The sequence below is a fragment of the Streptomyces sp. NPDC002125 genome (genome assembly GCF_053593715.1).
The window spans coordinates 54,134-75,830 of sequence record NZ_JBSFDD010000031.1 but is presented as its reverse complement, the minus strand read 5'-3'; the positions used below and the strand labels follow the sequence as shown (position 1 = coordinate 75,830).

The 21,697-nt window shown below is 73.5% G+C and carries 19 protein-coding genes; 16 read left to right on the top strand and 3 right to left on the bottom strand.

The features are described from left to right. Nucleotides 1–239: 239 nt before the first annotated feature. The 13 genes from ACWCQM_RS35080 (at nt 240) to ACWCQM_RS35020 (ending at nt 12,382) form a co-directional block, all read left to right on the top strand. A complete protein-coding gene (locus ACWCQM_RS35080) occupies nt 240–1,265 on the top strand; it encodes a helix-turn-helix domain-containing protein (protein WP_450919117.1) in 1,026 nt (341 codons plus the stop codon). Nucleotides 1,266–1,432: 167 nt separating this feature from the next. Further along, nucleotides 1,433–2,404: an alpha/beta hydrolase gene (locus tag ACWCQM_RS35075; protein ID WP_450919116.1), complete on the top strand. Its 972-nt coding sequence runs from the start codon at nt 1,433–1,435 to the stop codon at nt 2,402–2,404. Nucleotides 2,405–2,446: 42 nt separating this feature from the next. Beyond that, nucleotides 2,447–3,169 (top strand): alpha/beta fold hydrolase, encoded by a 723-nt coding sequence (locus tag ACWCQM_RS35070; protein WP_450919115.1) that lies wholly within the window; start codon nt 2,447–2,449, stop codon nt 3,167–3,169. Nucleotides 3,170–3,401: 232 nt separating this feature from the next. Next, nucleotides 3,402–3,983: a Dps family protein gene (locus ACWCQM_RS35065; RefSeq protein WP_450919114.1), complete on the top strand. Its 582-nt coding sequence runs from the start codon at nt 3,402–3,404 to the stop codon at nt 3,981–3,983. 564 nt (nt 3,984–4,547) lie between these two features. Continuing rightward, nucleotides 4,548–4,733: a hypothetical protein gene (locus ACWCQM_RS35060; RefSeq protein ID WP_267077173.1), complete on the top strand. Its 186-nt coding sequence runs from the start codon at nt 4,548–4,550 to the stop codon at nt 4,731–4,733. Further along, nucleotides 4,730–4,921, top strand: coding sequence for a hypothetical protein (locus ACWCQM_RS35055; RefSeq protein ID WP_450919113.1), 192 nt, complete (start codon nt 4,730–4,732; stop codon nt 4,919–4,921). Before ACWCQM_RS35060 ends, ACWCQM_RS35055 begins: the two co-directional genes overlap by 4 nt. A gap of 50 nt (nt 4,922–4,971) precedes the next feature. Continuing rightward, a complete protein-coding gene (locus ACWCQM_RS35050) occupies nt 4,972–5,166 on the top strand; it encodes a hypothetical protein (RefSeq protein WP_267077175.1) in 195 nt (64 codons plus the stop codon). Between the two features lie 43 nt (nt 5,167–5,209). Continuing rightward, on the top strand, nt 5,210–5,425 hold the full coding sequence (locus tag ACWCQM_RS35045) for a hypothetical protein (protein ID WP_267077176.1): 216 nt from the start codon (nt 5,210–5,212) through the stop codon (nt 5,423–5,425). 188 nt (nt 5,426–5,613) lie between these two features. Then, complete coding sequence (locus tag ACWCQM_RS35040; protein ID WP_450919112.1) at nt 5,614–7,539, top strand: alpha/beta fold hydrolase; 1,926 nt, start codon at nt 5,614–5,616, stop codon at nt 7,537–7,539. Then, a complete protein-coding gene (locus tag ACWCQM_RS35035; RefSeq protein ID WP_450919111.1) occupies nt 7,536–8,144 on the top strand; it encodes a hypothetical protein in 609 nt (202 codons plus the stop codon). The genes ACWCQM_RS35040 and ACWCQM_RS35035 overlap by 4 nt, the downstream gene beginning before the upstream one ends. After that, the gene (locus ACWCQM_RS35030) at nt 8,141–8,947 is read left to right on the top strand and encodes a class I SAM-dependent methyltransferase (protein WP_450919110.1); all 807 of its coding nucleotides are present in this window, start codon (nt 8,141–8,143) and stop codon (nt 8,945–8,947) included. Before ACWCQM_RS35035 ends, ACWCQM_RS35030 begins: the two co-directional genes overlap by 4 nt. Then, nucleotides 8,944–10,794 carry an ABC transporter ATP-binding protein gene (locus tag ACWCQM_RS35025; protein WP_450919109.1) on the top strand — a complete coding sequence of 617 codons (1,851 nt, stop codon included), beginning with the start codon at nt 8,944–8,946 and terminating at the stop codon, nt 10,792–10,794. The genes ACWCQM_RS35030 and ACWCQM_RS35025 overlap by 4 nt, the downstream gene beginning before the upstream one ends. Before the next feature lie 97 nt (nt 10,795–10,891). After that, nucleotides 10,892–12,382, top strand: a complete 1,491-nt coding sequence (locus ACWCQM_RS35020) for a phytoene desaturase family protein (RefSeq protein ID WP_450919108.1) — start codon at nt 10,892–10,894, stop codon at nt 12,380–12,382. A gap of 178 nt (nt 12,383–12,560) precedes the next feature. Here ACWCQM_RS35020 and ACWCQM_RS35015 read toward each other — a convergent pair whose 3' ends face one another. Then, entirely contained in the window at nt 12,561–13,565 is a 1,005-nt protein-coding gene (locus ACWCQM_RS35015) for a helix-turn-helix transcriptional regulator (RefSeq protein ID WP_450919107.1), read from the bottom strand. Nucleotides 13,566–13,726: 161 nt separating this feature from the next. Here ACWCQM_RS35015 and ACWCQM_RS35010 point away from each other — a divergent pair, with 161 nt between their 5' ends. Then, nucleotides 13,727–15,628 carry a hypothetical protein gene (locus tag ACWCQM_RS35010; RefSeq protein WP_450919106.1) on the top strand — a complete coding sequence of 634 codons (1,902 nt, stop codon included), beginning with the start codon at nt 13,727–13,729 and terminating at the stop codon, nt 15,626–15,628. A gap of 112 nt (nt 15,629–15,740) precedes the next feature. On the opposite strand, the gene ACWCQM_RS35005 is transcribed toward ACWCQM_RS35010, so the two are convergent. Then, nucleotides 15,741–16,679, bottom strand: a complete 939-nt coding sequence (locus tag ACWCQM_RS35005; protein ID WP_450919105.1) for a glycosyl hydrolase — start codon at nt 16,677–16,679, stop codon at nt 15,741–15,743. Nucleotides 16,680–17,048: 369 nt separating this feature from the next. On the opposite strand from ACWCQM_RS35005, the gene ACWCQM_RS35000 reads away from it, so the two are divergent. Beyond that, nucleotides 17,049–19,274 carry a protein kinase domain-containing protein gene (locus tag ACWCQM_RS35000; protein WP_450919104.1) on the top strand — a complete coding sequence of 742 codons (2,226 nt, stop codon included), beginning with the start codon at nt 17,049–17,051 and terminating at the stop codon, nt 19,272–19,274. 147 nt (nt 19,275–19,421) lie between these two features. On the opposite strand, the gene ACWCQM_RS34995 is transcribed toward ACWCQM_RS35000, so the two are convergent. After that, nucleotides 19,422–20,366, bottom strand: coding sequence for an SDR family oxidoreductase (locus ACWCQM_RS34995; protein ID WP_450919103.1), 945 nt, complete (start codon nt 20,364–20,366; stop codon nt 19,422–19,424). Between the two features lie 234 nt (nt 20,367–20,600). On the opposite strand from ACWCQM_RS34995, the gene ACWCQM_RS34990 reads away from it, so the two are divergent. Continuing rightward, entirely contained in the window at nt 20,601–21,443 is an 843-nt protein-coding gene (locus ACWCQM_RS34990; RefSeq protein WP_450919102.1) for a helix-turn-helix transcriptional regulator, read from the top strand. Nucleotides 21,444–21,697: the final 254 nt, after the last annotated feature.

Below are 21,697 nucleotides of genomic sequence, written 5' to 3'. Positions count from 1 at the left end.
TGCCTGGAGCGGGGGATTCGCCCCTGATTGGCTGGACACGGCGGAGAACAGGGGCCGCGACGATGCCGCCCCTGGTACCGGCCGGGGCGGGTTCCCGGCGGGTCGTCCGCGCAGGAACGTGGCGTCCGGCCCTCGACAGGGGAGGTGGCCCGGTCCGCGTAAGCCGCGGGCCGGACGACGGGTCCCGGACGGGTTCTCCGCCTCCACAGTGCGACGGAGAGGGGAACCAGGTGAACCTGGTGACGGCGAGAGGTGCGGGGGCCGAGGGGGACGGCACGGCGAGCGGGAGCGGCGCCCTGGCCCGGGTACTGGGCCCGATGTCGGTCACCCCGCACGACGGGGAACCGTTCGGCATGCGGGTCACCAGTGGGTCGCTCGGGCATCTGCGGGTGACCACCGTCGAGGCCGGCGCGCTGCGGGCCTCCCGCACGGCGCGCCACATCGCGCTCCCGGCCGGTGAACGGCAACACAGTGGCGACTTCGTGGCATTGGGCGTCCAGACGTCGGGGTCGGTGACCCTGGTCCAGGACGGCCGGCGGTCCGTGGCGGGCGCGGGCGACCTCGTCGTGTACGACACCGCTCGGCCGTTCTCGCTGGACTATCCGGAGCCCTTCTCGACCCATGTCGTGCACGTGCCGCACCGCACCCTCCCGCTGCCGGACGGGGACGCGCGGCTGGTCACCGGCACGGTGACCGGGTTCGGCGCCGCGCTGACACCGTTCCTCACGGCGCCCGCCGGAGCCGGGCAGGCGGTCGCCGGCCGGCTGGGCGCGGGCGTCGTCGATCTTCTGGTGACCCTCGTGGCCGAGCGCACCCGGCTCGCGGAGTCCGACCGGGAGGGTGCGCCCGGCCCCCTGGTGACGCGGGTGCGCGACCACATCGACCGGCATCTCGCGGACCCGGGGCTCTCGCCGGAGGCGGTGGCCAGGGCCCATCACATCTCGGTGCGGTACCTGCACCGGCTCTTCGAGGACGAGGACATCACCGTGCGCAAGCTGATCCAGCGGCGCCGGCTGGAGGAGTGCGCGCGGGTGCTGGCGCGCGGCGGGAGACCGGCGCCCACCGTGGCCTCGGTCGCACAGCGCTGGGGGTTCGTCAATCCCGCCCACTTCAGCCGTGCTTTCCGCGACACCTTCGGGGTCTCCCCGCGTGAGTGGCGCAGTCTGCGGGGCGCGGGTCCCGGTGCGGGCGGTGGCGGCACGGAGGCCGCCGCGTCGGCGGGCCGCCCGTGCCCGGAACCGGCAGCCGTCGACGGGGCCCGCTGAGCGGTGCGGCTCACCTGGTGCACGGGGAGTGCAGAAGCGGTGCGTGACGGGACAAGTCGCCCCGGCCGGCCGCTCGTACGGTGGGGCCGGGACCGAGCGGGCCGACCAGATCGACCCCCGCAGTTCCGAAGGAACGATCACCCCCCGAGAACATTCAGGAGACGCACATGTCCGACGCCGTGCAACCCGTGGCGCCCGTACTGGAGCCGGCGGCGGCCGCCTTCGCCGAGGCCACCGCCAACCCCCCGTACCTCTTCGACCTGGCGCCCGCCGAGGGCCGCAAGGCCGTGGACGAGGTGCAGTCGGGCGACATCGAGAAGCCCGCCGTGGACGAGGAGTGGATCACCGTCTCCGGCGGGCCCACGGGCAGCGTCCGGGCGCGGATCGTGCGGCCGGCCGGAGCCGGGGGCCGGCTGCCGGTCATCTTCTACATCCACGGCGCCGGCTGGGTGTTCGGCAACGCCCACACCCACGACCGGCTGGTGCGCGAACTCGCCGTCGGAGCGAACGCAGCCGTGGTCTTCCCGGAGTACGCGCTCTCTCCCGAGGCCCGCTATCCGGTGGCCATCGAGCAGAACTACACGGTCGCCCGGTGGGTCGTCGAGCAGGGCGCGTCGAAGGATCTGGACGCCGGCCGGCTGGCCGTCGTGGGCGACTCGGTCGGCGGCAACATGGCCGCCGCGCTGACCCTGATGGCCAAGGAGCGGGGCGATCTCCCGCTGGTCCAGCAGGTGTTGTTCTACCCGGTCACCGACGCCTCCTTCGACACCGGTTCGTACCACCAGTTCGCCACCGGCTACTTCCTGCGCCGCGACGGCATGCAGTGGTTCTGGGACCAGTACACGACCGACGAGAGCGAGCGCGCGCAGATCACCGCGTCGCCGCTGCGGGCGACCACCGAGCAGCTCACCGGCCTGCCGCCGGCGCTGGTCATCACCGGCGAGGCGGACGTGCTGCGCGACGAGGGCGAGGCGTACGCGGCCAAGCTGCGCGCCGCGGGCGTCCCGGTCACCGCCGTGCGTGTCCAGGGCGTCATCCACGACTTCGTGATGCTCGACGCCCTGCGCGGGACCTATGGCGCCCAGGCTGCGATCGACCTGGCGGTCGGCACCCTGCGCACCGCCCTCGCCGGCCGCTGACGCGGCCGGACCCACCCGCTCTCACCGAGGAGAAGAACACACATGACCACTCAGCCGTCCCCGACGGTCGTCCTCGTCCACGGAGCCTTCGCCGACGCCGGCAGTTGGTCCGGGGTCGTCACGGAGCTGCAGAACCACGGGGTGCCCGTGGTCGCGCCGCCGAACCCGCTGCGCGGACTGGCGGCGGACTCCGCCTACATCGCCTCCGTGGTCTCCCGGATCGACGGCCCCGTCGTGCTGGTGGGCCACTCCTACGGTGGCGCGCTGATCACCGTGGCGGGCACCGCGGAGAACGTGGTCGGTCTCGTCTACGTGGCGGCGTACGTGCTCGAAGAGGGGGAGAGCCTGGGCGAACTGCAGGGCCGGTTCCCGCTCTCGCCGCTGGTGAGCAACCTGAGCGAGGGCGCCTATCCGGTACCGGGCTCGGAGCCGGGGGTAGAGGTCACCATCAACGCCGAGGCGTTCCCGGAGATCTTCGCCGCCGACGTCCCGGAAGCCGTCACCAAGGTCCTCGCCGTCTCCCAGCGCCCGCTCTCGGCGGGCGTCTTCACCGAGACGGCGCCGGCCGCCGCGTGGAGGACCAAGCCGTCCTGGGCCCTGGTGGCCGGCGCGGACAACGCCATCAACCCCGAGGTCGAGCGCTTCGGCGCCGAACGGGCCGGAGCGACCGTCGTCGAGCTGGAGGGCGCCTCGCACGCCGTCGCGGTGTCGCAGCCGAAGGCCGTCGCGCAGCTCGTCCTCGACGCGGTCCGCGCGACGGGCTGACCCTCCGGCCGTGTCCTGCCGGGCAGCCGCGATCCGGCCGCCCGCCACCCGACGCCGTGCGCACGCACCCCCACCGGGGTCCGTGCGCACGGCGTCGGCATGCCCAAAAACGGCGGCGCCGCGCTGTGCGCGGACGGTCATCGCGGCGTGCGCTGCCGGTCAACCAGGGGCGTCCGCGAGCACCTAGCGTCGACCGGGTACGTACGTCACCACGCCCCGCAGGAGGCACACCATGACCACCACCCCCCACTCCGCCGTCGGCGGCAGCCAGCCCCTGTTGCACCAGAAGGGGGAGGTGGTCCAGGAGTTCGGGACGGTCAAGCAGTTCCCGATCGGCCTGTCGTACGAGGCGCGCATTTACTCCTGCCAGCGCCTCAACCAGCTTCTGGCGGACACCCAGATCCTCTACGGCCTGTACAAGAAGCACCACTGGCTGATGCGCGGCGCGACCTTCTACCAGCTCCACCTGGTGCTGGACAAGCACGCGGGGGAGCAGCTGGACATCGTGGACGCCCTGGCGGAGCGCGTGCAGACGCTCGGCGGGGTGGCGGTGGGCGATCCGCGGCACGTCGCGGAGATCACCTCGGTCCCGCGGCCACCGGACGGTGTGGAGGAGGTTCCCGCGATGCTGTCGCGGCTGCTGGAGGCCCACGAGACGATTCTGGCGGCGGCGCACGACGCTGCCGCGCGGGCGGCCGGACTCGGCGACGACGGCACCAACGACCTGCTGGTCTCGCAGGTGATCAGGACCGGAGAGCTCCAGGCGTGGTTCCTCGCCGAGCACCTGGTCGACACCCCGCTGGTCCGCGCCTGACCCACGCGCCGGGGTCCTGTCCCGGAGGCTGAGCCCTTGCCGGTCCCGTCGCGCGAAAGCGTGTACGGGCCGGCGGGCGGCGGTGGTACCGGCAGCCCCCAGCGCGTCCGGCGGGCCCCCGCCCGGCCGCTGCCGCCTCGAACACCGCCGCGAACGCCCCCTCGCGGCTACTCGGCCTTCCTCCCTCCCGCAGCCGGCCTCTGCCGCTGCGGACGACTTGTCCGGCTCACGCCATGGGACACGGTCCGTGGGGCGGCCGACTCCTGTGGAGCCGGCCGGCCACCACGGCATCGATCGCAGGCCCGTACAGGATGTGCTCGACCACCGTTCATGCGCCGTTCCCGTCCTTCCCAAACCGCGCAGGCGACGACTGCACCATCCTGCGGGCGGCCCTGCAGCCTCGTGCCAGCCGGCGGCCTTCCCCCGGGCCGGTGGCCCCGCCATCGTTGACGGCACAGACGGAACGCCGCCCGGCCGGGCCCCTCGGGGTCCGGGGGGCCGCGCTGCCGTACGGACCTGTGGCGGGAGCCTCCGGGTGCCGTCCAGGCTGACAGAGGAGGGAACATGCAGCAGGCCAGAACACCGGGCTGGGCCGCCGTCGGTCCGCTCGACGAGAGAGCCGAGGGGCAGACCTTCGGCGGTGCCGCGCCGATCGCCGCAACCCAGGTGATCGTGACGGTCGCCGCCGCTGTGGTCGTCGCCTACGCGGCCGGAGCGATCATCGGCAGCACCACCGAACCCTCGCTGTGACCGGCGCCCGGTGGGCGACGGCCTCCGTCTGCCCCGCCACCGCGGTCACGATGCGTGCCCTGTCCGAGAGCGACGCCGGGTACACCGGTCCGGCCGCGAGCCCGATCGCCTCGGTGGTGGTCGTCGTGTCGGACTTCTCCTTTGTGGTGTTCGCCTCTGACGGCGGCACTCACGAGCCGCAGCTCTGAACAACCCCGCGACACCGCCCCACACACATTCACACCCTAGGAGGAAGTCCATGAACGCTGCCGTTTTCCAGGCCGTCCCGGCCGCAGCACGCCCCCTGACCGAGAAGGACCCCGGTTGCACCGCCACGGGCACGGCCCCCGTCGCGGCCACGCCCGTGCTCGCGGCGGCGGTGTTTGCCGCCGGCTTCGTGGCCGGTGTGGCGGTCTGCGACGCGATCGGCGACACGTCGCCCGTCGAGCAGTAATCGCGGCCCCCACCCCAACCGGAACACGGACAAGGAGAGCCAGATGAACGACGTTTCCTTCCTGACAAGACCCGGTGCCCTCACCGACATCAAGGTCGACGACCCGCAGGGCCGGGTCATCACCACCCAAACGCCTGTCATGGCCACGCCAGCCGTGGTGTCGGGCGTGATCATCGGCGTGGCCCTGGTGAACGCGTTCGTGGCCGGGCGGGACGGCGGGCCCCTCGAGCCCCCCATCGACGTCTCCGTCCCCTCCTGACACAGACGTTCGGTCCCGGCCGGAGCGGCACGCCGCTCCGGCCGGGACCGGACGGGGACGGCCGGACACCGGCCTCCCGCACCGGAGCGCATCCGTATCCGGGCAGGCGCACGCCGAACGCCCCTCCGCCCGCCCGGCGGAGGGGCCACCGGCCGGCCCTGCCCGACTTCCGCCCAGGAGTACCTTCCATGCTCGCTCGCTTCGCCAAGCTCAGAGCCTCCGGGCCCACCGCCCGGGCGGCGCTCTCGGCTCTCACCGGTCCCCTGCCCGTCTCCCGCAGCCAGGCCATCGGCGCCTCCGAACGGATCGCGGCGGTCACCTCCCTGCTGTCCAGCCTCGAGCACCTCACCACCCCGGACCAGAAACGGCCGGGCGGACTGAACGACTGGGCGCTCGCCCGGTACGGGGTCGCCCACTACGGCAGACCGCTGCGCAAGCTGCTCGACTTCGTCGCCGACGAGCGGACCAGCCGGTCCCTGCACGCCGCCCGGGTGGCCGCGAGCGCCGCTCTCCTGCTGCCGGGCGACAACCGGGCGCGCGGAGCGGCCAATCTCTTCCTCGGTCTCAGCGGTGCCCTGCTCTATCCCACCCACCGTTACGGCACGGACGGCTCCGACCAGGCGTCCAACCTGGTGCAGACCGCGACCGGCCTGGCCCGGCTCGCCCCCTCGCCCGCCGCCCAGGACGCCCTGGTGTGGTACGTGGCACTCCAGTCCAACCTGTCGTACGTCGTCTCCGGCTGGATCAAGCTCCTCGGGAAGGACTGGCGCAACGGCTCCGCCCTGAGCGGTGTCATGCGCACCAGGACCTACGGGCACGAGAAGGTGTGGCGGCTGACCCGGCGTCACCCCCGTTCCGCACGGGCCCTGGCCCACGGTGTGCTGGCCATGGAATGCCTGTTCCCGGTGCTGTACCTCAAGGGTGGTCTGCTGACACGCCCGGTGATCGCCGGCGTCGCCGCCTTCCACGTCGCCAACGGCTCCGTCATGGGACTGGGGAGGTTCATTCCGGCTTTCACCGCGATGCATCCGATGGTCGCGTACACCAGCACGCCCCGCAGCCACCCCGCCGCCGCCGGACGGGACGACCGTATGCCGGCGGCCGTGGCACTGCTCATGGCCGGCGCCGCGGCCACGGCGGCCGCGGTGGCTGCCCACCGCAGGCTGCGAGCCACCGATCACGTGTTCGGCGCCACGGTCACCACCCGCCACGGCAACGAGCTGGCCCACGACGGCACCGTCAGCCGGACGGGCGAGGGCCCGGTGGCCGTCCTCGTGCACGGACTCGGCGCCCTGCCCGCCCACTTCAGCTGGTACGCCAGGGCGCTCAACGCCGACGGACGCCAGTGGCTGGCCTACAGCCGGGCGGGCTACGGGGCGAGCAGACGGCACGCCCCGACGCCGTACCACCTGGGTGAATCGGTGGACGACCTGGTCGATCTGATCGAGGCAGCCGTCCCGGAGGGACGCCAGGTCTCGCTGGTCGGGCACTCCCTGGGCGGTGAGCTCGCCCGGCGGGCGGCCGTGCGGCTCGGCGAGCGGGTGCACTCCGTCGTCTACGTGGACAGCTCCCACCCCCAGCAGCTCGACCGGTCCAGCCAGCAGGGCGCGAACGCCCGGCACGTCGAGGAGATGATCCGTTCCACGTCCGTCAGCCTGCGGACGGGCCTCGGCGTGCTCATGCAGACCCCCGGCTGGATCCGGAACCTGCCCGCCCCGGTGCGGAGCAGGGCGATGGCCGAGTACACCGACCACCGCGTGTGGACCGCCGCGCTGCGTGAATGGCGGGCCGCAGAAAGGGACTTCCGGTCCTTCGAGGGCCCCCTGCCCCGGCTGGACGCCCACGCGCTGGTGCTGTCCGCCCAGCACACCGTCGACCGCGACCCCGACCACCTGCTCCTGCACAAGGACCTCGCCGACGCGCACCTCGCCGGCCGGACCGTCCGCAGCACCGTCATCGAGGCCGCCGACCACGACGGCATCCTGACCGACCCGCAGCTCGCCTGCGAGGCCGCCCGCCGTCTCGTGGCCTTCCTCGGCGACACCACGGCCGTGCCGCCTTCCGACACCGAAGTACGGCCCTCCGCCACGGCCGGTCAGGAGGGGGACCGATGAGCAGCACCGCTCCCGCCGCCCAGGCCCGCCGCCTGCTCGCCCGTCACTTCGGTGGCACGGACGGCAATGTACGGCTGCTCGCCGGCCTGCTGCTGGTGGGGACCCTCTGCACCCAGCACCCCCAGCCGACGTTCAGCAGGCTCGCCCGGCTCGACGTGTTCTCCACGCTCTTCCCGAACTGGCGCTTCTTCGCGCCGACTCCTGCCCAGCACGACCTGCAGTTCTACTGCCGCACCCTCGGCGAGGCCGGAGAGACCTCCGACTGGGCGCCGGTGGAGGTCATCGCGGGGCGCAGGGCCCACCAGATCGTCTGGTTCCCCGAGCGCCGGAGCGAGAAGGCCGTCTTCGACCTGGGCACCGAAGTGATGCGTCACCTCGACAAGGGGTTCACGACGGCCCGCGCCCTGCCCGGATACCGCATCCTGAGCGCCTATTTCCAGGCCGGCATCGAACGTTCGGGCGCCACCGGCATCAAGGGTTTCCAGTTCACGCTGGTCCGCAACGCCGGTTACGACGACTCCGAGGAGCCGGAGATCATCTTCGTCTCCCCCTACACCCCGATGCGCAACCCGTCCGCTCCGGCGGCAGAAAGCGAGCAGGCATGAGCACCGCGACCGCACCGTCGGACACCGCCGCCCCCGCGATCGCGGACATCGGCTACGGCAGGGTCTTCGCCGACTTCTACGACCGGCTCTTCCCCCAGGACGGCTCCGCCGACCGCACAGCCTCGACGCTGGCCGCCTGGCATCCCGGCGGCTCCGCCCTCGAACTCGGTGTGGGCACGGGCCGTATCGCCGTACCGCTCGCGCGTCTCACCGGCGAGGTCGTCGGAGTGGACTCGTCCCCGGAGATGCTCGAACAGCTGCGGATCGCCGTGGAGAAGTCCGGAGTGGCCGTGACCCCCGTGCACGGCGACATCCGCACCTACGACGACGGCGAACGCCACGGACTCGTCTACTGCGTCTGCGGCACGATGTCGCTGGTCCTCGACCCGTCGGGACAGCGCGACGCCGTCGCCGGGGCCGCGCGGCACCTCGCGCCGGGGGGAACCCTCGTGGTGGAGACCCACAACCCGGGCTTCGTCCACACTCTGCACGAGGGACTCAGCCGCACCTCGTTCTTCGCGCCCTACCCCGCGCCCGGGACCGGGCTCCAGACCTACTCCACGCTCCTCGCCGAACAGGGGCTCTGGCACACCTCGCACCTGCTGCACGAGCCGGGCGGCACCCGTATAGGCACCGAGATCACGCGGCTCACCACCCCGGAGGACATCGAGGCCTACGCGGCCGAGGCCGGACTCGAACGGGTCAGCCTGCACGGCGACTGGTCGGGCGGGCCGTTCATCGCCGCCCAGAGCCCCGTCCACATCAGCCGGTTCGTCCGCGCCGACCGTACGGAGCAGTCGTGACCGGCACCACGGCTGCGCCGCGCGGCCTTGTCGCGGAGCTCACCCGTGCCCAGACCCGACTCCTGACGGGCGGGGTGCTGCTCGGGATCCTCGGCGTGGCCTCCACCCTCGTGCAGCCGAAGCTCGTCGCGCATCTCATCGAGGCGGTCGGCCGGCACGAACCGGTCGCCTTCTTCATCACCCTGCTGGCCGTCCTGTTCGTGGCGGACGCCGCGCTCTCCGCGACCCAGGGATGCCTCATCGGCCGGGCCGGCGAGAACATCGTCCGCGACGCCCGGGTCCTGCTCTCGGGCAGGGTGCTGCGCGCCGACCTCTCGTACCTCAACACCCAGCGGCAGGGCGATGTGCACACCCGGCTGGTGGGCGACACCGCGCTGATGAAGATCGCGCTCACCCAGAGCCTCGCGCAGATCCTCCTCAACGGGCTGATCGTGCTCGGCGGCGTGGTGATGATGGCCCTGATCGACGTCTGGCTGCTGCTGGTGACCGTCGGCTGCCTCGGTGTCGCCAGCGTCGCCTCCATCGGGGTCGCCCGCGGGCTGCGCCGTGCGGCCCTGGTCAACCGCGCGGACACCGGCGAGTTCGGCGCGGACCTCCAGCGGGTGCTCGCCGCCCTGACCACCGTCAAGGCCGCCGGCGCCGAGGGCCGCGAGGAGGACCGGCTCGCGGCGCGCGCGGACAAGGTCCGCCGGTCCGGCAACCGGGTCACCGTGCTCAACGCCCTGTTCTCGCCGGTCCTGAACGTCGGCCTGCAGGCCTCGCTGGCCGCTGTGATGGGCGTAGGCATGGCCAGGGTGGCGACCGGCTCCCTGAGCGTCGCCGACTTCACGGCCTTCACGATGTACCTCTTCTACCTCGTCTCCCCGCTGGTCCTCGTGTTCCTCTCGCTCGGCACCTACCAGCAGGGGCGGGCCGCCGTGCAGCGCGTCGACGAACTGGCCGGCATCCCGCAGGAGGACGCCCCCGCTCCCACGGCGGACCCCGGACCCGAACCCGACGCCCCCGGCCGGGCGCGGGACTTGGCGCCGGCCGCTCCGGAGGGCGGACACCCGGCCGTCGAGTTCCGCGACGTCCGCTTCGGCTACGGTGACCGGCCCGTCCTGGACGCGGTCTCCTTCACCGTCCCCCGGCGCGGGCTCACCGCACTGGTCGGTGTCTCCGGGGCGGGCAAGACCACGGTCTTCCAGCTCATCGAGCGGTTCTACCGCCCCGGAAGGGGAGCAGTGCTCCTGGACGGCAGGGACATCGCGCACCTGTCACCCGCCGAGATCCGCAGCGGTGTCGGCTACGTTCAGCAGGACAGCGCCGCGATGCGCGGCACCCTGCGGGAGAACATCGTCTACGCCGCACCCGACGCCACCGAGGCCGACATCGAGGAGGCGGTCGAACTCGCCGGGCTCACCGACGTGGTCGCCGCCCTCCCCGAGGGCCTGGACACACCCCTCGGCGACCACGGCGTCGGCCTCTCAGGCGGCCAGCGGCAGCGGCTCTGCGTGGCCCGGGCGCTGCTGCAGAAGCCCGCCGTGATCCTCCTCGACGAGGCCACCGCCCACCTCGACTCGGAGGCGGAGGCGGCCCTGCGCGACAGCCTGAGGCGCATCGCCCGCCGCTGTGCGGTCGTCGCCATCGCGCACCGCATCTCCACCGTGGTCGAGGCCGACCGCATCGTGGTCCTCGACGACGGCCGGGTGCGCGCCGTCGGCACCCACCCGCAACTCATCCGGGACGACGCCCTCTACGGCCGGCTGGCCGCCGCGCAGTTCGCGGACGGCGCCCGTGCCGAGGCCGCGGCCGAGGCGGCCACCGGCGTACCGTCCGGGCAGCCCACCGCGGGGGTGGCCGGATGATCCCCGCACCCGACCGACCCGTGCCGCCGGGGGCCCGGCACCGCCCGCCCGGCCCCCGCGAGGGCCGGCCGTCCGCCGACGGCTCGGGCCGCCCCCGGTGAGCGGAGCTGACGCGGCCGTCGTCGGCAGCGGTCCGAACGGCCTCGCCGCCGCGGCCGTCCTGGCCCGGGCCGGGCTGCGTGTGGAGGTGTACGAGGCCGCCGGCACCCTGGGAGGCGGGCTCCGCGGAGCCGACCTGTTCGGCTCCGGCGTGGTCCACGACATCTGCTCGGCGGTGCATCCGATGGGCATGTCCTCCCCGTTCTTCAGGGAGTTCGGCCTCGCCGAGCGGGTGGACATGCTCCGCCCGGAGATCAGCTACGCCCACCCCCTCGACGACGGGCGGGCCGCCCTGGCCTGGCACGACCTCGACGCGACCTGCGCCGGGCTCGGGCCGGACGGACCGCGCTGGCGCCGGCTGATGGAACCCCTGCTGGCGCACGGGACGGACCTGGCCGGGCTGCTCCTGTCCGACCTGAGGCGACCTCCGGGGCTCCGGGCCGCCCCGGCCCTGCTGAGCCGGGTCCTGCTCCACGGGACCCGGCTCGGGCCGCTCGCCTTTCGCGGCGAGGAGGCCCGGGCGCTGCTGGCCGGTGCCGCCGCGCACCTGACCGGCCCGCTGCCGTCGCTGCCCGGCGCCGCCGTCGGGCTGCTGCTCGCACAACTCGCCCACGGACCGGGCTGGCCGGTACCGCGCGGCGGCAGCCGGAGCATCGCGGACGCCCTGGCCGCCGACATCCGGGCGCACGGCGGTGTCCTGCACACCGGCCGGGAGATCACCGACCTGAGGGAACTGGACAGTGTCCGGGCGGTCCTCCTGGACCTCTCTCCCACCGCGCTGGCATCCCTGGCCGGGGACCGGCTGCCCCCTCGCTACGCCCGGGCGCTGCGCCGCTACCGCTACGGTCCGGCGGCCGGCAAGGCCGACTTCCTCGTCTCGGAACCGATCCCCTGGTCCGCCCCCGGTGTCGGCCGGGCGGTGACCGTGCACCTCGGAGGGACGGCGCGGGAGGTCTTCCGGCAGGAGACGGCCAACGCCCGGGGCACGTCGGGCGAACGGCCCTTCGTGCTGGTGGTGGACCCGGCGGTCGCCGACCCGGGGCGCGCCCTCCCCGGGCGCCGTCCGGTGTGGGCGTACGCGCACCTCCCGCACGGCTCCACCCGCGACCCGCTCCCGCTGGTGCGGGCGGCGATCGAGCGGTACGCCCCCGGCTTCACCGACACCGTGGTTGCCGAACGCGGCGTTTCCGGGGCTGAGTTGGCCCGCTACAACCCCAACTACGTCGGCGGGGACATCGCGACGGGGGCCCTCGGCCTGCGGCAGTCCGTCCTCCGGCCCGTCGCCCGCTGGGACCCGTACCGCACCCCGTTGCCGGGGGTCTACCTCTGCTCCGCCGCGACCCCGCCCGGCCCCGGCGTGCACGGGATGTGCGGCCTGCTGGCCGCCCGGACCGCCCTGCGCCGGGAGTTCGGCCTGCGGGTGCCGTCGCTGGAGCGGACCGGGGCAGGGGCCGGCGACGCCGACCGGGACGGAGCGGCCGCCGGGTGAGGCCTCACGGAGGAGCCGCGGGCACGGGCCAGGTCGTACGGCCGTCGTCGGCGGTCACGCGCGACCGCGCCGGCGGGACGGGTCCTGCGGCAGGCGGTCCGGGCCGACCTGCGGACCGTCCGGCGGACGGGCTCCGCGAGAGCCGTCCCGGACGGTCGTCCGGCCCGGGGCGGCACGCTCACACCCAGCCGCGCTCACGCGCGAGCAGCGCGGCCTGGGCCCTGTTGACGGCGCCCAGCAGACTCAGCACGTCGGAGATGTGCCGCCGGTAGGTGCGGAGGGACATGCGGGCCTGACGGGCGCCCGTCTCGTCCTTGCTGACGGCGCACATGGCGGTGAGCACCCGGCGCTGGGTGTCGGTGAGCCGGGCGACCTGCCCCGTGTCCGCCGCCACCAGGTCGGCGAAGTCGGTCGCGGTGGCCCACAACCGCTCGAAAAGGCCGACCAGGCTGCTCACCAGCCCGCTCTCCTCGGTGTACAGGGCGCCGCGCCCGGTGTCGCGGGCGTCGATGGGCACCAGCGCCGCGTGCCGGTCGTAGACGAGGACCGTCTCGGACAGTTCGTCCGCGACCCTGATGGCCGCCCCGCCGGCGTGCAGGTGCCGCATCCGGTCGAGACTCCCGGCGTCCGCGAGCGCCGTCACCCGCACGAGGACGCGTACCCGCACCGTCCTGCTCAGCCGCCCCAGGTCGAGGTGCCGGGCATAGCCCGCGCTCTCCGGCGTCGACGCGTCGCAGGGGTCGGCCGTGAGCACCTCCGACCGTGCGCCGAAGGCCAGTTGGCCCACCCGGGTGCGTACCTCCCGCAGACCCTCCAGCCGTAACAGGGTGGCGGCGCCAGTTCCCGGAGCGGCGGTCCCGAGCACCGGTCTCTCGTGCCGCAGGGACCGCAGGATCGGCCGTATGTCGACGAGCTGACGCATCGTCCGGTGCGCCGTGTCCAGCTGCTCCCCGGCCAGCCGGGGCACGGCGACGACGGGGTCCACGGCCCAGGTGCTCGCGTCGTCCCCGTGCAGCAGGCGCAGTTCCCGGAGCCGCGCGACGGCCCGCACTCCGCTCGCCCGTTCGCCCGGTGAAGCCCCGGGGACCTCACCGTCCGGTGTCCCGGGGTTCCGCAGGAAGTGGCGGTAGACGTCCTCCTCGGTGCTGGTCAGACCGAGTACGTGCATGCTGTTGGTGCTCATATGGCCTCCCTGAGGGTCCGGTCCGGTCGCCGGTGCGATCACCGACCCACGCTAGCCAGCGCCCCGGGGCGGTGGAGTCCCACAGCGGTCTCACAGGAGTCTCAGAGGCCGATCCGGTGTGCGGTCTTCTCGCCGCGAAGCCCGGTCAATAGGGTGTCGCCGTGATCGACGACGGGCCCGCGGGAAGCGTGGTGGGAGACCTCATGACCGAGGCGGCGGCCGGTGCACCGGCTCTGGCGACATCCGATGTGCTGCGCGTGGCGATGGACCGCCACCGGCTGGTCAACCTGACGGGGCCGCTCGGGAGCGGCAAGTCCTGGCTGGTGTCCCGTCTTTCGCCGGCATCCGTGCTGGACCTGTCCCGCGGCGACGCCCCGGACGCCGTGCGGGCGGCGCTCGCCGAGTCCACCACCCGGCCGCTCGTGCTGGACGGCGCCGACGGCCCGGAGGCCCTCGCGGCGCTGGAGCACGCGCGGCTCCCGCGCGAAGCTCCCGCCGTGCCCCTGCTCGTGGTGAGCCGGCGTTCCTTACTGGCCCAGCCCGGCTGGACGCTCTCGGGAGCGGCCGTCATCGAGACCGCACCGTGGTCCGACGACCGTATCGCCCGGCTGGCGGCCGGCGCTCAACTGGCCGCCCCGGCGGCAAGAGACCTGGTCGTCCGCATGGCAGGCGGTAACCCGCTGATCGCCTGCGCGGCCTGCCGGGCCCTGCACGCGGGCGCCTCGCCGGAAGTCCCCGGGGCCGTGGCTGACCAGGTCGTGCAGGAGATCACCGAGCGGCTCTCGCGCGAGCGGCTCACCCCCGGGTGGCAGCGCGCCCTGGACAAGCTCGCCACCGTCTGGGGCGGGGACCGGGAACTCCTCGAAGAGAGCCGGGAGCTCTTCGAAACGCTGGGCGGGCTCAGCCTCGTGACCCGCACGGAACTCGGTCTGACCGTCCAGGAACCGTTCCGCGCCGTGTTCGAACAGGCCCACCGGTGGCGGCAGCCCGCCGCCCACCACGGTTTACGGTCCCGGGCGCACACCCATCGGAGGCGGCAGCTGGCCGCGGAGGCGAGCGTCGCCCGCAGGGGGCGGCTCGCCGAGGGAACCATGGCTCTCATCGACGACACCGTCGTACGCGAGACGCTGTTCCCGGCGAGCGCCGGCGACGGCGCGATCCAGACCGCGACCCCGGGCGACGCCGATGACATCGGCGGGCTGATGCACCAGTGGGCCCGCCAGGGAGGCATGGACACCCGGCGCACGGAACGCCTGGTGGAGCGGTGGCTGCACGACGATCCCGCCGGCTTCCGGATGGCCCGGGACCGCGACGGCCGGGCCGTGGGCGTCATGGGCCTGGTCAGCGTCGCCGACCGCACCGTCGGCAGCATGGAACCCCTGCTCCAGCAGCACACCGACCGGCTGATGGGCGGGCAGCGGACCCGGTCCCTGGTCCTGGGGGCCGCGTACTGCCCGGAGCGCGGACTGCACGCACGGTTGCTGCGGGACCTGCTGCACCACGTCATGGCCAACAGCCTGCTGCTGACGGTCTCCACGCCCAGCCCGCGCTACCAGCAGCTCCTGACGAACTTACGTTTCCACCAGCACGGCACCACCACCGACGACGTCTACCGGTGCGGCCGGAAACCCGAGATCTACAGCCAGGACTTCGGACAGGACGCGATCACCGAGTGGGTGGAACGGCTCGCCCTCGTGCCGGGGCCGGGCGGCCCCTCGGCCACCGGCCGCGATGTGGGACAGGCCCTCGCGCACCTCTCCGACCTCGCCTGGCTGGCACACAGCCCGCTGCTGCGCTCCCCGGGCACGCAGACGGCGGAGGACCTGCGGAAGGCACTGCGGGACGGGGTGGCCACCCTTGCGGACAGCGACGCACTCGAAGACGCCGAAGCCGGGCAGATCCTCCTGCACTACTACCTCGGGCGCCGGCAGACCCATCAACAGCTGGCACGGCGGCTCCACATGAGCCGGGCCACCTACTTCCGTCGGCTCCGGTACGGACTGGACCTTCTCGGGCAACGGCTGGCGGACTCGACCGCCTCGCGTGGGCCGACGGGGAAGTGAACCCGCACGGCCGGCCGACCGTGTCCTTCGACGGCGGACGTCCTCCCGCCACGCACCTGCGATCGGACGGCGGGGCGGTCCCGGAGACGTCCTGCGACGCCGGAGCCACGGATCACCGCTCGCCGGGGGCCAGGCCGAGTCGCACCGGCTCGTCACGGTCGCAGTGCAGCGTGCCGTCGACGACCCGCGCGGCGGCGACCTGGAGCGAGGAGCGGCGGGTGGCGTAGGTGTCGTCGTCCTCGGCGGTGCCGACGCGGCCCGGGTGGGTGAAGTAGAAGACGTAGGCCGTTTCGTCCTGGACGACCACGTCGGCGTGGAGTCCGACGGTCCCGTCGTCGGGCCGGCTGCCCGGCCTGTCCAGGATCATTCCCCGGTGTTCCCAGGTGGCCAGGTCATCCGAACGTAGCACGCCCTGGCCGCGCCACTCGTCGACCAGCATCCAGTAGGAGCCGCCGAGTTCGAAGACATTGGGGCCCTCGTGCGGCCGGTGCACGACCGCGGGGCCGATGGGCCGCCACCGGTACAGGTCGGGGCTGTCGGCGGCGTAGGTGAGTGAGCCCCGGGACTCGTCCTTGAACCACATGCGCCAGCCGCCGCCCGGCAGCGGGTACACACACGCGTCGATGACCCGGTCGGAGCCGAGGTCCAGGGCGCCGTGATGCCGCCACTCCAGCAGGTCGGGGCTGGTGTAGTGACGGATCCGGGCGGAGCCGGTCCAGGAGCCGGGCACGCCGGGGAGGTAGCTCACGTACAGGTGGTAGAGCCCGTCGTGCCAGATGAACTCCGGTGCCCAGAAGGTGTTCCTGCCCGGCTCGGTCTCCAGGCCGGTGAGGGTGCCCCGGTACGTCCAGGTGCGGCCGCCGTCCGCCGACGCGGCCACACCGAGATCGGTGCCGTGCACCCAGGCGACACCGGGGCCGGGGGCGGTGGTACGGCGGTTCGTGTACACCAGCCACCACTCGCGGCGCCGGCGGTTCCAGACCGCGACGGGGTCGGCGGCGCCGTCGTACACGGGGTCACGGAAGAGCGGGGCGTCGGACACGTGGTTCACGGGACCTTCCTCGTTCCGCAGGTCCACCGCCTGCCCGGTCGTGGCTTCGTGGCCTCGTGGTCAGGGCGGGGTGCGGTTCCGCCGGGCCGGACGGACCGGGCCTGTGGATCAGCTTCGGCATGATGATGCCGCAGATCCTCACCTGTCGACAGGGCTCACAGCAGGGTTCGGCGCTCCTCGTACCCTGAGGGCCCGGGGCCCGGCACGTACCGGGAGCGGGGCTGTGCGTCCGTGCGGAACCGAGCCGCCCGGACCGCCCGTTCGTCACCCGCCTCGCCCTGTCGTACCACCCTGCGACTAGTTTGTGTGCAGGACAGACAGGCAGGCCCGTGGTGGCACAGGCGCACGGGGGACGGGAGGTCGGGAAGAGTGTCGCTGCGCGGAGGCGATCCCGTCGAGATCGGCGGCTATCCACTCGAGGCGAGGCTCGGCTCGGGCGGCATGGGCACGGTCTTTCTGGCCCGTACGAGTTCGGGACGACCGGTCGCGATCAAACTGATCCACCAGCAGTTCGCCGGGGACGACGAGTTCCGCATCCGCTTCCGGCAGGAGGTGGCAGCGGCGCGGCGGGTCAGCGGCGCGTTCACCGCCGCCGTGGTCGACGCCGCCCCCGAGGCCGAGCAGCCATGGATGGCGACGGCCTACATCGAGGGCCAGACACTCGCCCAGCGCATCGCCGCGGACGGCCCGCTGGACGGAGCGGAACTGAGGAGGCTCGCCATCGGGCTGGCGGAGGCGCTGCGCGACATCCACCGGGTCGGGGTCGTCCACCGTGACCTCAAGCCCTCCAACGTCGTTCTCTCGCCCGAGGGCCCGCGCGTCATCGACTTCGGCATCTCGCGCGCCGCCGACCAGCAGACACTGACGATGACGGGGCGGGTCATCGGCACGCCGCCCTTCATGTCGCCGGAGCAGTTGCAGGCGCCGCGTGGTGTGGGGCCGCCGTCCGACGTCTTCTCGCTCGGGACGCTGCTCGTCTACTCGGTGACGGGCCACGGGCCGTTCGACGCGGACAGCCCCTACATGACGGCGTATCAGGTGGTGCACGAGGAACCGTCGCTGGGCGCCGTGCCCACGGCTCTGCGTGTGGTCGTCGAGTCGTGCCTGGACAAGGATCCCGAGGGGCGCCCCTCGGCGGACGAACTCCTCGTGCTGCTGCGCGATTTGCCGGCCGATCTGGGCGGGGCCGGCGAGAGCGGGGCCGGCCCGGGCCGTACCCGCGACATGATCACCCAGCACCATCTCGCGACACCCACGCCGGCCGCCACGGACGGCTCGGGGAAGGGGGCCGCCGGCACCTTGCTCGGCCGTCGTCTGCGCGGCCGATGGCGGCCCGTGCTCGCGGCGGCCGTCGCGGTCGCGGCGATCGGCGGGGGAGTCGCCGCCCTCACGGTGGGCGGCACCGGGAAGAGCGGCGCCGCGGGCAAGGCCGACAGCGCCGCCGCGACGCAGGGTCCCGCGCTTCCGGACGGCTTCGAGCCGTGGCGCAAGAGCGTGCTGGGCGGTCGCGAGGACATCCCCGACGAACTGCGGTGCGTCGCACGCGAGGACGCGGTGTTCTGCGGCGGCGGCAGTGTCGTGGCAACCCGTATCGACGCCCGGGACGGCTCGCGGGTGTGGACGGCGAACAGCTCCGGCGTGCCGATGCAGGGCATGCACCTGGTGGGAGCCACCGACGACACGGTGCTCGGTTACCGCTTCGCCGCGGAGGACGCCCCGCAGGACCCTCCCGTCGAGGTGGTGGCCGTGGACGCGGTAAACGGCCGGGAGCTGTGGTCGGTGCCGTCCGGTGCCCAGTCGACGGCCGTCACGGGCCGCACGCAGGACGCCGTGGTGGCCGGCTCCGCCGTCGTGACGGTCGACGCCTCCAACTCCCGCTTCGAGGCCAGGGACGCGCACAGCGGTGACGTCACCTGGAGGACGGCCTTCCCGGCGGGCACGCAGTGCGCGCCCGTCACGGCGGGCTCACAGCTCTTCGCCATGTGCGCGACGAACGCGGAGGTGGATGCCCTAGAGGTGCGCCACCCCGTCCTGCACACGGTCGACCCGGCCTCCGGGACACTGGGCAGGCCCCTCGCGGTCGACGGCCCCGCCGTGCCGGTGGGCGTCGCCGACGGCAGTCTCGTACTCCTTCAGGAACACCTGGAGGGACCGGCGTTGACCGGCTACGACGGGGTGGCGCGGGCCGACCCGGCCTCGCGGAAGGTCACGTACTCACGACTGGCCAAGACGTACGCGGGGACGCCCGGCATGGCGGACGGCACCCTCTACATCAGTGGGCAGACCGGCCTCGTCACGGCGATCGACCCCGCGACCGGCCGGAAGGAATGGTCGCGGCAGACCGGCGTGGAGGGCGCGTCGGGTCCCGCCGAGGGCGAAGGCGCGCTGTACTTCAGCTCGGCCACCGGCCGGGTGGTCGCGCTGTCGCCGCGCGACGGCACGCCGCTGTGGTCGACCGACCCGCAGGCCGACGGGCTGACGGGCGAGCAGGGCGCGAGCTCACGCGTGACCGTCGCGGGGCGAGTGGTGATCGTGGCCGCCGCCGGGAACACGCTCTTCGCCTTCGACGGGCAGAAGCCGCCGAAGTCGGGCTGACTCCCCGGCGGCGGCGCACCCGATGCCCGGCCGGGCGCTGGATGCCGGGGACGCGTGCCCCGGGGCGGTGTCAGCGATGCGTGCCCGGTGCCGCTGCCAGGGATTCGGCGACCGCACCCGGGGCGATGACGCGCGGTGCCGAGCGCCTCAGCCGGCTGAGAACGGCACGCCCGTCAGTTCCTCGGAGATCCGCCAGACACGCCCGGCCTCCTCGGCGTCGCGGAGGCGGGAGTAGAGCTTCTGCTCCGCGGGAGCACCGCCCAGGTGACCGGGCCCGCCCGGCCCGTACAACAGGCCCCGACCGGCGTCGGGGGAGGTCGCCGCGTACAGGGCGGGGAGCTTCGCGGTCTCCACGGTCCCGAGGAGGATGCCCCGTTCGGACAGGGCGCGGATGAGCCTGCGGCCGGGCGTGTCCGAGGCGCGGCCCAGTTCGGGGCGAGCGGCGAGCAGGTTCGTCGGAGCGACCCCCGGATGGGAGAGGTTGCTCGTGATGCCCCAGCCTTCGGCCCGGCTGCGCCGGTCGAGTTCCAGGCCGAAGAGGCCGAAGGCGATCTTCGACTGGCTGTACGCCTTCATACCGTCGTAGGAGCGTTCCCAGTTCAGATCCTCCCAGTTGATGGCTCCTCGGTTCGCCGCGATGCTGATCTGCGAGGTCACCCGCGCTCCGCCGGCGCGCAGCAAAGGCAGCAGCCTGCCCACCAGGGCGGCGTGGCCGAGGTGGTTGGTGCCGAACTGGAGCTCGAACCCGTCCGTGGTCGTCTGCCGGTCGGGCGGGGTCATGACGCCCGCGTTGTTGACGAGGAGATGGATCGGCCGCCCCTCCTCGCGCAGGGCGTCACCGAGGGCGGCGACGGAGGCGAGCGAGGACAGGTCGAGCGTACGGAGCGACACGTCCGCCCGGGGTGCCGTCCGGCGGATCGCGGTGAGTGCGGCCTCGCCCTTGCGCTGATTGCGTACGGGCAGGAGCACTTCGGCCCCGGCCGCGGCGAGCCTGGCGGCGATGCCCAGCCCGATGCCGTCGCTCGCTCCGGTGACGACGGCGCGCCTGCCGGTCAGGTCCGGGACCACGATGTCGAGGGGTGTGCGTGGCATGTCTTCGCTCCTGGATCGCGGTGTCGTCGGCCTTCTCCACCTACACCGTCCCGGAAGAAGGGGCCGGTATGCAGGGCCGCCCGATCCACTGATCGGCAGGGCCTGGCTGCGGGACCTGGCGCGGGTGACGCACGGCACGGCCTTGCTCCTCGCCGCCGTAAGGGGGGATCAGCAGGCCGTGGATGCGCCGCCATACGGGCGGTAGAAATGAGGCAGCACCTTACGGAGGCAGGCATGGTGATCGACCGGACAGGACTGGCCGGGTTTCTGCGGCGCCGCAGGGAGTCGCTGCAGCCCGAAGACGTCGGCCTTCCCCGGGGGCAGCGCCGCAGGACGAGCGGACTGCGCAGGGAGGAGGCCGCCGCACTCTGCCACATGTCGACCGACTACTACGCACGGCTCGAACGGGAGCGTGGACCGCAGCCCTCCGAGCAGATGATCGCCTCCATGGCGCAGGGCCTCCACCTCTCTCTCGACGAGCGTGACCACCTGTTCCGGCTCGCCGGACACCACCCGCCCACGCGCGGTGCGGTCAGCGAGCACGTCGGCCCTGGGCTCCTGCGCATCCTGGACCGCCTGCACGACACTCCTGCGGAGATCGTCACCGAGCTCGGCGAGACCCTGCGGCAGACTCCGCTCGGCGTCGCGCTCACCGGCGACCTCACCGCCTACAGCGGCCCTGCCCGCAGCCTCGGCTACCGATGGTTCACCGACCCCGCCACGCGCCTGCTCTACGCCCCCGAGGACCACGCCTTCCTCACCCGCATGTTCGTCTCGGGCCTGCGCGGGGTCGTCACGCTGCGGGGGCCCGGCTCCCGCGCGGCCCACCTCGCCGACCTGCTGCTCGCCGGGAGTGAAGAGTTCCGGCGGGTGTGGGACGACCACGAGATCGGCATCCGTCCCCGTGAGGTGAAGCACTTCATCCACCCCGAGGTGGGCGCTCTGGAACTGACCTGCCAGACGCTGCTCGATCCGAGCCAGTCGTTTCTCCTGCTCGTCTACACCGCCGTCCCCGGCAGCGAGAGTTACGAGAAGCTGCGACTCCTGTCCGTCATAGGAGCCCGGACGCTCCGCTGACGGTCCGGAGGCGCCTTCGGCGGCGTACGGCAGACGGCCCGTCCCCCGTGGTGTCCGGGCCGGCTTCGTGCCCGCGCCAGTCGTCGGGGAACGGTAGTCCGTGCGGGCCCGCGTGGGCGGGCCGCCCGCGGTCCGGGACGCCTCGCCCCGCGTAGCGGCATGCGGCCCGGGACTGTTCCCGCAGGCCACGGGGTGTCCGGCACTGGATAGACTCGTTCGCATGGCCCTGTCGTCCCGCACCCCCGCGAACCCCG

What these genes read in the sequence shown, in the direction of transcription:
- ACWCQM_RS35015 (WP_450919107.1), bottom strand. Translation starts at nt 13,565, where the DNA reads ATGAGCACCAACAGCATGCACGTACTCGGTCTGACCAGCACCGAGGAG.
- ACWCQM_RS34990 (WP_450919102.1), top strand. Translation starts at nt 20,601, where the DNA reads ATGGTGATCGACCGGACAGGACTGGCCGGGTTTCTGCGGCGCCGCAGG.
- ACWCQM_RS35030 (WP_450919110.1), top strand. Translation starts at nt 8,141, where the DNA reads ATGAGCACCGCGACCGCACCGTCGGACACCGCCGCCCCCGCGATCGCG.
- ACWCQM_RS34995 (WP_450919103.1), bottom strand. Translation starts at nt 20,366, where the DNA reads ATGCCACGCACACCCCTCGACATCGTGGTCCCGGACCTGACCGGCAGG.
- ACWCQM_RS35050 (WP_267077175.1), top strand. Translation starts at nt 4,972, where the DNA reads ATGAACGCTGCCGTTTTCCAGGCCGTCCCGGCCGCAGCACGCCCCCTG.
- ACWCQM_RS35065 (WP_450919114.1), top strand. Translation starts at nt 3,402, where the DNA reads ATGACCACCACCCCCCACTCCGCCGTCGGCGGCAGCCAGCCCCTGTTG.
- ACWCQM_RS35040 (WP_450919112.1), top strand. Translation starts at nt 5,614, where the DNA reads ATGCTCGCTCGCTTCGCCAAGCTCAGAGCCTCCGGGCCCACCGCCCGG.
- ACWCQM_RS35060 (WP_267077173.1), top strand. Translation starts at nt 4,548, where the DNA reads ATGCAGCAGGCCAGAACACCGGGCTGGGCCGCCGTCGGTCCGCTCGAC.
- ACWCQM_RS35035 (WP_450919111.1), top strand. Translation starts at nt 7,536, where the DNA reads ATGAGCAGCACCGCTCCCGCCGCCCAGGCCCGCCGCCTGCTCGCCCGT.
- ACWCQM_RS35070 (WP_450919115.1), top strand. Translation starts at nt 2,447, where the DNA reads ATGACCACTCAGCCGTCCCCGACGGTCGTCCTCGTCCACGGAGCCTTC.
- ACWCQM_RS35075 (WP_450919116.1), top strand. Translation starts at nt 1,433, where the DNA reads ATGTCCGACGCCGTGCAACCCGTGGCGCCCGTACTGGAGCCGGCGGCG.
- ACWCQM_RS35045 (WP_267077176.1), top strand. Translation starts at nt 5,210, where the DNA reads ATGAACGACGTTTCCTTCCTGACAAGACCCGGTGCCCTCACCGACATC.